Below are 10,111 nucleotides of genomic sequence, written 5' to 3' on the forward strand. Positions count from 1 at the left end.
AGGCATCCGGCCTTGCGCCGGGAAAAGGGTTTCAATCGGCCCGGGCTAACTGGGCCAGCAGGAATTCGGGTTGTGTCTCATCGGGGCGGGCGGCGGCAAGGGCTGGGAAGATCGCCTGCCAGCGCTGGCTTTCGGCCATGGCAGGACCGGCAAGGATCAGCCGCAAGGCCGGAGCGCCGCTCCGCAAGGCTTGCATCAAGATCTGCGGGTCCAGCGCAGGATCGGCGATCAGCAGGCTGTCGGGGCGGAAGGTTTCGATCAACTCTTGCAGGGCTTCTTGGTCCAATGCCCCAGCACGCAGGGTCAGATTGTTCTGCTTTTCCAAGCCATTGCGTTCCCAGATCGCGCGGATCAGCTTAACCCTGCCGGGGTCGCTTTCTTGCTGGATCTGTTGCAGAACAGGCCGTGCCCGCGCCAGCACTGCCGCGCGAAAACCGCAACCCGCGCCCAGTTCCAGATGCCGTGCAGCGCCTTGCAGCAGACGCGGCAATATCCGCGCCACTCCGCGGTCAAACTTCCCCGCTGCAATTTGCTCAAGCCCTGAGGGCGAGAAATGGCCGGGGTCCAAAGGCAGGGCGATCTCATGGTTCGCCACCCATTCCACGCCCGAAGCCAGCCCTTGGGCCGCAGGCTCGGCCAATCCGGTGCCGCGCTGCGGCCCCAAGGCCTTGCGCGCGACGCGCTCGGTTTCGTTGGATTGCTTTTCCACCCGGCTCATCAAAGCGGCGATCTTCTCGGGATCACGCGCCTGCGGGGGCTTGGCCACCACCGCATCAATCGGCACCTGAGAGGCGGCCTTCAACCCCGCCACCATCTCATCATAGGCCGGTAAGCCCTTGAATTCCGCCAAACGCGCCTCGGCCCGGTCCAATGCAGCATGGTGCAGTCGGTTCAGCTCAGGATCGCTTAGCAAGAGGTCAAACACCCGCTTCCGCTCGGCCGAGTAGCGCAGCATCGCGTCATCCTGCACCTCATTCCGGTCCTGCAAAGCCCAATAATCCGCGTTATACTTGTCCTTTTTCAAGTTCACATTACCGCGGAATTTACGGATCGCGTAGCTGTCGATCGACTTCACCGCGTAATGATTGATCTGAGCCCAATCATAGCCCACCGTCCGGGTGATCGAGCGCCAGCCGCGGAACTTGAAGTAGTCCTCCATCGCCCGCCCCGAACCGTTCAGCCATTTGATGCTGTCGGGAAAATCGCTCTCCAGCCATTTGTTTTTGATCTTCGGGCGGTGGATGCCCAGCTTCCAATGCGCGGGATCAAATTGGAAAAGCGTCTTCACGCCCCAGCCCTTGTTCCATTCCTTCGGGGCGGCGCGCAGATATTGCTCGGTCACCGGGGCGCGTGACCAATCATGCACGCCGCCCGAGCCGAAGATGCGCCAAGTGATCACCATGCCATTGGCGCCTTGGGCCTTCACCCCGTCCAGAAGGTCATTCAGCGTGCCATCGCCATAGCGGATGCAGAGAAATTCATCGGCGTCAAAGACCAGCACCCAATCGCTTTCGGCAACCAAAGGCTCATCTTGTGCATGGTTCAGTGCCGAGGGTTGTGGGCGCAGGCCTTCCGGAATGACATTGCGGCGATGATACGCGAGCCCGAGTTCCTCAAGCCGGATCAACATCGTATCCGTGCCGTCCGAGCAGTCGTTGGTATAAACCACCAGCCGGTTGAAGCCGACCGTCAGATGATGCGCCACCCATTCCAGAAGAAAGGGGCCTTCGTCCTTCATCATCGACACGGCCGTAACGGTACCATGCCGCGAGGGGGCAAGGCCAAGGCCCTCACGGCTTAAGCTGGGGGCGATCTTTGCCATCATCGCCCCCAAGCTTGGCGCAAGCTGCGCTTTAGGTCTTGCACAAGGCTCTGCATCGCCATGATGGAAAAATCATCACCCATAAGCTGACATCGAAAGCTGATGTCGCAGCAGGATGCACCCTAGCGCAAGCCCCTTTGCGTTTTACGGTCCCGGCCTATGCCGCGATTGGCTTGGTAAACAGAATCCACTCATTGGCTTCGACCCGCCAATCGCCTTTGACCACGGCCCGGCGTGCGATCTCGGTATAGCCCTTGGCGCGGTAAAGCCGCAGCGCGTCTTGGTGGGTGTCAGCCGCGATCAGGCTGATGATCTTATGGCCCGCTTCACCGGCGACCTCTTCGGCCTTTTGCAACAGAGCCGAGCCAAGACCCTTGCCGCGCGCAGCCTCATAGGTGGCCAGCACGTTGAGATACCACGAGCCGGGCGCCAGGGCCTCCAGCTCCAGCAAGGGCACGAAAATCGCCGGCGTGTCGGGATCAATCGGGCCGGGTTCTTCCTCGGCCGCATAGCCCAGAAGGCAGGCACCAACCTTGCCGTCAACCTCGGCCAACCACGCATTGTTGAACGAGAAATTTCCAGCCTCACGCGCCGCGCGTTCTTGGCCAAAGGCCCAAGCATCGCCCTCAGGGCCAACGCTCTTGCGCCAGAAATGCAGCGGCAGATCATCGGCTGCCATATTGATGAAGCGCACCAGATCTGCGGCATCTGATGCCTTTGCTTTGCGGATCGTCACCCCTGTCCCCCTTTCGGCCCACGCCATGCGCGCGCCGCAGTCATCCACGATTTGCGGCCCTGCCACCAGCCCCTTTGGCACCCCAAATTGGCACCGCGCTTGCACCCAAGCCCGCCGCCCCCTACCAAGTGCCAACCGCATTCGCAGCACGAGGACTGATATGACCGAAACCATTTTCCGCTTCCCCGCCCCCGGCGCCGAGCCGATCACCGCCGATCTGGCCGGCTGGACCAAGATCGAGGGCAATCCGACCATGCGCTATTGGGTGCAGCACACCTCGGCCGATGGCAGCGTGATTTCGGGCACTTGGGAGGCAACCACCGGCACTTGGCACGCCAGCTATCAGTTCTATGAATTCGTGCATCTGATCGAGGGCCGGATCACCATCACCCCCGATGGCGGCACGCCGGTGACGCTGAACCCGGGGGATGCTTTCGTGGTCGAACCGACGTTCAAAGGCACTTGGACCATTGAAGCGCCGGTGAAAAAGCACTTCGCGATCAAACTGAAATAAGCCTTTGCGCCGGGCGGTCCGCTGTCCGGCGCAAGTTTACACCTCTTTGGCGCTGGCCAGCAGCGCCGAAGCCACCGCCTGCACCGTGGCATCGGCGGTCCTCTGCGTCAGAATATAGAAGGCACTGCTGTGACGGCGCGGCTGGCGCGAGAGCCGCACAAGCTGACGCAAAGCCAGTTGCTCATCGCTGAACCCCGCCCAAGCCAAAGCCGCGCCGCGTCCGGCAATCGCCTCATGCATCATCGACATATAGCTGCCGAAGGTTGGCCCGGGCAGCTCACGCTCGGCCCCGGTCCAAGCGCGCCAATTGTCCACCGCATCGGGCTGGGACGCTAAATGCAAAAGCGGCACCTTCAGGAAGTCGGTCGGGTTTTCATCGGCCAAGAACGGGTAGCGCTCAAGGAAACTTGGCGCGCAAACCGGGAACCATGCGCCACCAAACAGGCGCTGCGCATGGTAAGTCGGCCAATCGCTAGGCTGACCAAAGCGGATCGAGATCGCCACATCCGGGCGGTCAAAGTCCTTTGCCTCGGGTGAGGTCATCAGCATCACCCGCCGATGCGCGGCAAGGGCGGTCACCCGCTCAAACCGCGGCATCAGCCAAGCTTGCACCAGATCATAGCCGCTGGCGATGGTCAGCGTGTCCTGCTCGGCCGCGGTCAATTGCTCCACCGTCTCGCGGATCCGGCCAAGCCCGTCTCGGATGGCGGCGGCCAGTGCTTCCCCCTCAGCCGTAACGCTGATCCGGTTGCCTTGCCGCAGCAGCAGTGGCAGGCCAAGCCGCTCTTCCAAGGTCGCGATATGCCGGCTGACCGCCGATTGGGCCACCGCCAACTCTCCGGCAGCGGCCGTCAGGCCCCGATGCCGGGCAACCGCCTCAAAGGCGACCATCGCATTCAGATGCGGAAGGGCGGATTTCAACGTTTTCATGCCGGGCCGTCCATCACAAAATGAGATGCTTATCTCAAAAATTCATGTTTGATTTTGCTCTAGGGCACTGGGATCACCAACACAAAGTCATTTCCACTTTCAGGATCAGCCCAAGTGCCAAAAGATCAGCTCTCCGACACGCCACATCGCGCCATTCTCGACCTGATCGAGGCGCATCAGGAAAACTGGTCGCTGCAGCAGCCCTTTTATCGCGCCCCTGAGATCTTTGAGTTGGAGCGCCAGCATTGGTTTCCGCGCCAATGGGTGATCGTGGCCCATGCCACCGAAATGCCCGAAGTGGGCCGCTACATCATCCGCCCGCTCTTTGACGAAGAGATCATCATCGTGCGCCACGGCGAGGGCCCCGAAGATATCGCAGCCTATTACAACGTCTGCACCCATCGCGGCTCCAAGCTTTGCACCAAGGATGGCAAAGGCCGGCTCTTGGTCTGCCCCTATCACGCCTGGAGCTTCCGCCTCACGGGCGAGTTGCAGACCCGCGCCGATCTGCCCGAAGGCGTCGATCCGGAAGCTTTGGGCCTGCACAAAGTGCCGGTCCGCATCATGGCCGGGCTGGTGCTGTGCGGCTTGGGCGAAGGCGATCTGCCGGATTTCGCCCCTGTCGCCGAAGGGCTGACCGGCCTGCTGCAAGAGCACGGCGTCGACAAGTCCCGGATCATCGCGCGCAAGAGCTATCCCACCAAGGCCAACTGGAAGCTGGTCATGGAAAACTTCCTTGAATGCTACCATTGCCGCCCGGCGCATCCCGAGTATTTCCGCGTCAACGGCCACACCAAGGTCACCGCGATGCGCAACGAGGCAGCCGCGCAAGAATGGCAAGAAGAAATCGATGCTTGGCACAGCGTGATCGGCGATGCCGAGTTCAACAAGGGCGCTTGGGAGGCTGGAAATCTCACCACTATGCCCTTTGCCATGCACCGCAAGCCGATTGGCCAAGGCCGCGTGACCCTGTCGGACGACGGCCAGCCAGTCTCGAAGCTGATGGGCGGGCGCACGCAATATGACGGCAGCGAAAGCGGCTTCCGCATTGGGCGGCTGTCCTTCATCAGCGCGGCCAATGATTATCTGACCATGTTCCAGATGATCCCGCGCGGCCCGCATGACACCGATGTCATCATCACTTGGCTGGTGGCCGAAGATGCGCCGGCGGATGTCGAGGCCGATAAGATCTCGTGGATGTGGGATGTCACCACGGTGCAGGACAAGAAGATCACCGAGGATAATGCCGATGGCATCGCCTCGCGCTCTTACCGTCCCGGCCCCTATACGCCGCTGGAATCGCAGACCGCTTTCTTTGTCGAGACCTATCTGGCGGAAATGCGCAGCCTGCTGACCGGCGAGCACTATGAGGTCGCACAAAAATGGTCCGCACCTTCAGAGCTTTTCGCTTCGCCCGAAGCGGCCTGCTCAAACGGCACATGCTGATTTAACCTCGCGCTCGGCCCTGCCCGTCTTGGAGCGGGGCCAGTTGCAGGTCTTACGGAACCTCGTCCACTTCTAAGAAGCGCAAACCCACCTCTGCCCTCCCATTCTCATAGCGCAGCTGCACAGCAATCCGCATAGCCTCCGCCAATTCCCGCACTATGCTCAGCCCCAGTCCAAGGCCTGAAGAACCAGCCCCTTTGGCAAACTGTTCTTCCTCAAAGCCGCTTGCGGCAGGGTTGCTGATCCATAGCTCGCGGGCGGAAAGGCGAATCTTGACCGGTCCATTGCCATGTTCGACGGCGTTCTCCAGCAGGTTTCGCAGCAGAATGGCCAGTGCATCCGGGTCCGCGGCCAAAGGAAAGCGATCCAAGTCGCCATCATCGAAGTAGATTGGTACAGACGAGCGACCGCTGACTTCGCGTATAAGAAGGCAAAGGATCTGCAGCAGATCTGTCGGCCCACGCCCCAGCCCCAAGCCTGCCTCAGACCGCGACAATTGCAGCAGCCGCTCGATCCGCCGAGTCAGGCTGTCGAGTTGCGGCAAAGCAGCGCGAGCCTCGGGATCGGCTGACAGTTCGATCTGGGCCCGGATTGCGGCAACCGGCGTGCGCAACTCATGCGAGGCATTGGCGATGAACCTACGTTCTGACTGCCGCAATGCGTCGATGCGGCTTACATAAAGGTTCAGGCCCCCAGCCAAGGGCGCAAGCTCGACCGGCAAATCAGCATCAGCAACCGGCGAAAGATCGGCTGCCGCACGGCTGCGGATCGCCGCAGTTAGCCGATCCAGCGGCGTAAAGCCGTGGCGCAGACTGTGTCCAAGCCCCCAGACCAACAGCCCCATCATCGGCAGGATCAGCAGTAGCAAGCCCGAAGCCGCCTCTAGCATCTCCTCACGTCGCCAGGCGCGACTGTGGCCAATCTCAATCACCGCATCTTCAGCCGTAACCCTGAGCACCCGCCAATCTCGGCTGTCGTGAAAACCATCCGCCGCAATTTTGGGCCAAGGCGCATCCGGGATTTCGGCTTCAAGTGGAAAGATCCGCAGCACTTGCTCGCCATTACCCGGATTGATCCCGACACTGCGGCCAATCACCCGACCGGGGCTGGAGTCGAGATATTGCACCGTGGTTTCCGCCACAGCTTGCATCTCTTCATCCATCATCTCGCTGATTTCGTGGTCAAGAAACAAGGCGGTCAGCGCGATCGATCCAAGCCAAGCCAAAAGCACCAGCGCCAAGATCCGCCGCGTCAATCGCCCTCGGATCGACCACGGGCGTGGCGGATTTCGGGGTGGTTCAGGTCTCATGGCAAGACATATCCCAACCCACGCCGCGTCTCGATCAGCTCATTGCCAAGCTTTTTGCGCAGCCGTGAGATATAGACTTCAACGGCATTGCCCTCAATCAGCGTGTCGAAGGCATAGAGCGCATCCTCCAATGCGGCTTTACTGACGACGCGCCCCCTTGCCCCTAAGATCGCTTCAAAAAGCGCCCATTCACGCGAGGTCAGCCGGATCTCGTCGCCGTCTCGCCAAAGCCTTCCGGCGGCTCGGTCCACCTCGATATCAGCAACACGCAACCGGCTTTCCGGCACCCCTTGTCCCCGGCGGGCATGGGCGCGGATGCGGGCAGCCAATTCCTCGAGGTTATAGGGCTTCACCACATAATCATCAGCCCCAGCATCAAGCCCGGCGATCCGGTCACTGATCTGGTCGAGCGCTGTGGCGATGATCACCGGCGTGCGATCTTTTAGCCCCCTTGCCTCTCGCAGCAGCGCCAAGCCCGAGCCGTCCGGCAGCCCAAGGTCAAGGATGACACAAGCGTAACCGCCCACGGCCATTGCGGCCTCGGCCCCGGCAGCATCGCCAACATGATCCACCGCATGCCCCTGACCGCGCAGATAGCGCAGGACGGCGCGGGCCAGATCATCGCTGTCTTCAACAAGGAGAAGGCGCATACCGCCTGCATACTCCCAGTCGTCATGGCTGGCGAGAGAAATGCTGTCCCTCTCCATTTTGCAAGCTTGCTGTAAGCTTGGCGGTTTAGGGGCGTAAGGCGACGCATCGGATCGCGCAAGCATAAGACCTTTAGATGAACTTCCCCTCGCTTTGGCGCCCTCGCCTCTCCCATACTCTTCTTAACCTTATTGTTGCGGGCTACATCCTTCTGGCGCTGAACCACGGGTTCTGGAACCGGCTGCACGCGCAATTCCCCGACGGCGACAGTCGAGCGATCATTTTTGGCCTTGGTGTCTTTGCACTGACAATGCTGCTTTTAGAGCTGCTGGGACCGGGACGCCTGCAACGACCCATCGCGGCTCTGCTGATCCTGATCGCCGCCGGTGCCAGCTATTTTGAGCGCGACTTTGGTGTGCTCATCGATCGGGAAATGGTGCGCAATATCTTTGAGACCACACCGACAGAATCCGGTCAACTGATCACGCCCCGGATGATCGTAACGCTTTTACTGATTGGGGTTCTGCCCGCGCTATTGGTGTTCTGGCCGAAGATGCGTCGCGTTGCCCCGCTCCACCAGCTGTGGCGCTGGCCGCTGGGAGTCATGGCGAGCTTTGCCCTGATGGCAGCGGCGCTCTTCAGCCATTACAAGGACTATTCAGCTTTGCTGCGCGAGCGCCATGATGTGATGGGCGCCTATCAGCCCGGCGCAAGCCTGGCCGCGACTTGGCATTTTGCCAGCGAGCAATGGAAGGCCGCCGATCCGGTGGTGCATGCCTATGGCACGGATGCTGCCCCCGGCCCTTACCTGGCGGCTGCGACCAAGCCGGTGCTTTTGGTCTTGTTTGTGGGCGAAACCGCAAGGGCCCAGAACTTCGGTCTGAACGGCTATGCTCGCGACACCACGCCGGAACTTTCGAAGCGCGATGTGATTGGCTTCAGCGCTGCGACCTCCTGCGGCACCTCAACCGCCGTTTCAGTGCACTGCATGTTCTCGGGCCTTGGCAAGTCTGGTTATTCGCGCAGCGAGGCGCTTTCTCGTGAAAATTTGCTCGATGTGCTTAGCCATGCCGGATTGGAAGTGAAATGGTACGACAACAACACCGGCGATCAGACCGTCGCCAAACGTATCGGCTGGAGCAGGATCGACCGCGAGATCGCTCCTGCCGCCTGCGCGGAAGAATGCACGGATGAGGTTTTTCTGCCGATTATCCGTAAAACCGCTAAGGAAATTACCACCGATACGGTGCTGGTTCTGCATATGATCGGCAGCCACGGCCCTGCCTATTCTCGGCGTTACCCGCGGGAGCGGGCCGCCTTTCTCCCAGATTGCCAGAGCACACAGTTTTCCGACTGCACAGCAGAGGAAATCGTCAACGCCTATGACAACTCGATCCGAGAAACCGATCATGTGATCGCGCAATCGATCGATATCCTTGAAGCACAAGACCGTGTCATCCCGGCGCTGGTCTTTGTCTCAGACCACGGAGAATCCTTGGGCGAGAATGGCCTTTATCTGCACGCGGCCCCCGCTTTCATGGCGCCGCCAGAGCAAATCAATGTGCCCTTCGTCCTATGGCTTTCGGCTCGCTTCACCTCCACGTTTAAGCTCGACCGAAGCTGCCTCAGCCAAGGAGCTGCACAGCCCATTAGCCATGACAACCTCTTCTCCACCGTGCTCGGCCTGCTGAACGTCGACACACGCGTCCGTGATCCGAACCTTGACCTGACCAATGGCTGCTAGGGGCAAAGTCCCATGGATTGCGCAGGAGAAGCATGTTTCAGGCCTCTGTCAGATGGCCGTTTGACTGGCCTCGAGTTGCTTAGACGCCTTCGCATCTTATCATCTGTTGCCGTTCTAAGCCGGGGGGTGACAGCTTCCCACTCCTCGGATGCCTGCGCTATGGATTATAGAACATGTTAATATGATTGAACGCGTCTGACCTGCCTCGCCTCTTGGCGCGTACGGTAGGTCCTGCGCCTGATCCGTTCACGCTTGAGCAGGTTGAAGAACTTCTCGGCAAGCGCCCACGCCATTGGGCTTGAATCAATGGCGCCCGTGGCTCGACCATGACCGTTGCCTCGGCGGCTCAAGAAGCGCTCTAGATTATGAGCGCGCAGGAACACAGCCTAATCCATGCTGGTGAACTTGCTGCCTTGATCGGAGTGGATCAGCACCTTTCCCTTCGGCTTGCGCCGCCAGACAGTCATGAGCAGGGCCTGTAGAACGATATCCGATGTCAGCTTACTTTGCATCGACCAACCAATCACGCGACAGGAAGAGAGGTCAATGATCGAGCTATGGGAACGCGCCGCCTTACTGATCCAACCACTTGAGTTGCGACGCGAGACGTCATCCGTGGTTTGATCGATCGCACTACTGGGAGGTTAGGAAGCCCAGCATGTTGTTTTGCGCGACGGCGCCCTGACGGCATTGATCTGCCTTCACAGAACGCCATTATGCGTCTTATTTGAGTTTGCTTTGCTCTGTCTGTGTTTTTTTGGTTGCGGGGGCGGGAAGCAGCCTATACCTGCGACAGCTAAGTCATTGTTTTCATTCAGTTGCAGGATGGTTGCGCGTCCCACCCCGCAACAGCCCTGCGACAAAACCATCGTACAAGTCATACATCCTGTCTCCAGTCTAGGGTCAGGACTCGTTCTTGTGTCATAGCCAGAAGATGACGGTTGCGGCGAGGGCGACGACGG

Annotated in this window: 8 protein-coding genes and 1 pseudogene; 3 read left to right on the forward strand and 6 right to left on the reverse strand. The window is 60.1% G+C overall.

Features of this window, described 5'->3' with window-relative positions:
• Positions 1–31 precede the first annotated feature (31 nt).
• Positions 32–1,822, reverse strand: coding sequence for a glycosyltransferase family 2 protein (locus Q9295_RS09405; protein ID WP_306680290.1), 1,791 nt, complete (start codon positions 1,820–1,822; stop codon positions 32–34).
• A 157-nt stretch (positions 1,823–1,979) separates the two neighbouring features.
• Positions 1,980–2,558 carry a GNAT family N-acetyltransferase gene (locus tag Q9295_RS09410; RefSeq protein WP_306680292.1) on the reverse strand — a complete coding sequence of 193 codons (579 nt, stop codon included), beginning with the start codon at positions 2,556–2,558 and terminating at the stop codon, positions 1,980–1,982.
• Between the two features lie 160 nt (positions 2,559–2,718).
• Here Q9295_RS09410 and Q9295_RS09415 point away from each other — a divergent pair, with 160 nt between their 5' ends.
• On the forward strand, positions 2,719–3,072 hold the full coding sequence (locus Q9295_RS09415) for a cupin domain-containing protein (RefSeq protein WP_306680293.1): 354 nt from the start codon (positions 2,719–2,721) through the stop codon (positions 3,070–3,072).
• A 36-nt stretch (positions 3,073–3,108) separates the two neighbouring features.
• Here Q9295_RS09415 and Q9295_RS09420 read toward each other — a convergent pair whose 3' ends face one another.
• On the reverse strand, positions 3,109–4,002 hold the full coding sequence (locus tag Q9295_RS09420; protein WP_306680294.1) for a LysR family transcriptional regulator: 894 nt from the start codon (positions 4,000–4,002) through the stop codon (positions 3,109–3,111).
• A 114-nt stretch (positions 4,003–4,116) separates the two neighbouring features.
• On the opposite strand from Q9295_RS09420, the gene Q9295_RS09425 reads away from it, so the two are divergent.
• A complete protein-coding gene (locus Q9295_RS09425; RefSeq protein ID WP_306680295.1) occupies positions 4,117–5,448 on the forward strand; it encodes an aromatic ring-hydroxylating oxygenase subunit alpha in 1,332 nt (443 codons plus the stop codon).
• 52 nt (positions 5,449–5,500) lie between these two features.
• Here Q9295_RS09425 and Q9295_RS09430 read toward each other — a convergent pair whose 3' ends face one another.
• Complete coding sequence (locus tag Q9295_RS09430) at positions 5,501–6,757, reverse strand: histidine kinase dimerization/phospho-acceptor domain-containing protein (RefSeq protein ID WP_306680297.1); 1,257 nt, start codon at positions 6,755–6,757, stop codon at positions 5,501–5,503.
• Entirely contained in the window at positions 6,754–7,407 is a 654-nt protein-coding gene (locus tag Q9295_RS09435; RefSeq protein ID WP_306680298.1) for a response regulator transcription factor, read from the reverse strand. Before Q9295_RS09435 ends, Q9295_RS09430 begins: the two co-directional genes overlap by 4 nt.
• 134 nt (positions 7,408–7,541) lie before the next feature.
• On the opposite strand from Q9295_RS09435, the gene Q9295_RS09440 reads away from it, so the two are divergent.
• Positions 7,542–9,149 carry a phosphoethanolamine transferase gene (locus Q9295_RS09440; protein WP_306680300.1) on the forward strand — a complete coding sequence of 536 codons (1,608 nt, stop codon included), beginning with the start codon at positions 7,542–7,544 and terminating at the stop codon, positions 9,147–9,149.
• A gap of 79 nt (positions 9,150–9,228) precedes the next feature.
• On the opposite strand, the pseudogene Q9295_RS09445 reads toward Q9295_RS09440, so the two are convergent.
• Positions 9,229–9,700, reverse strand: a pseudogene (locus tag Q9295_RS09445) (DDE-type integrase/transposase/recombinase); the annotation flags it as partial.
• Positions 9,701–10,111: the final 411 nt, after the last annotated feature.

Source organism: Pseudogemmobacter lacusdianii, assembly GCF_030848395.1.
Classification (GTDB): Bacteria; Pseudomonadota; Alphaproteobacteria; order Rhodobacterales; family Rhodobacteraceae; genus Pseudogemmobacter; species Pseudogemmobacter lacusdianii.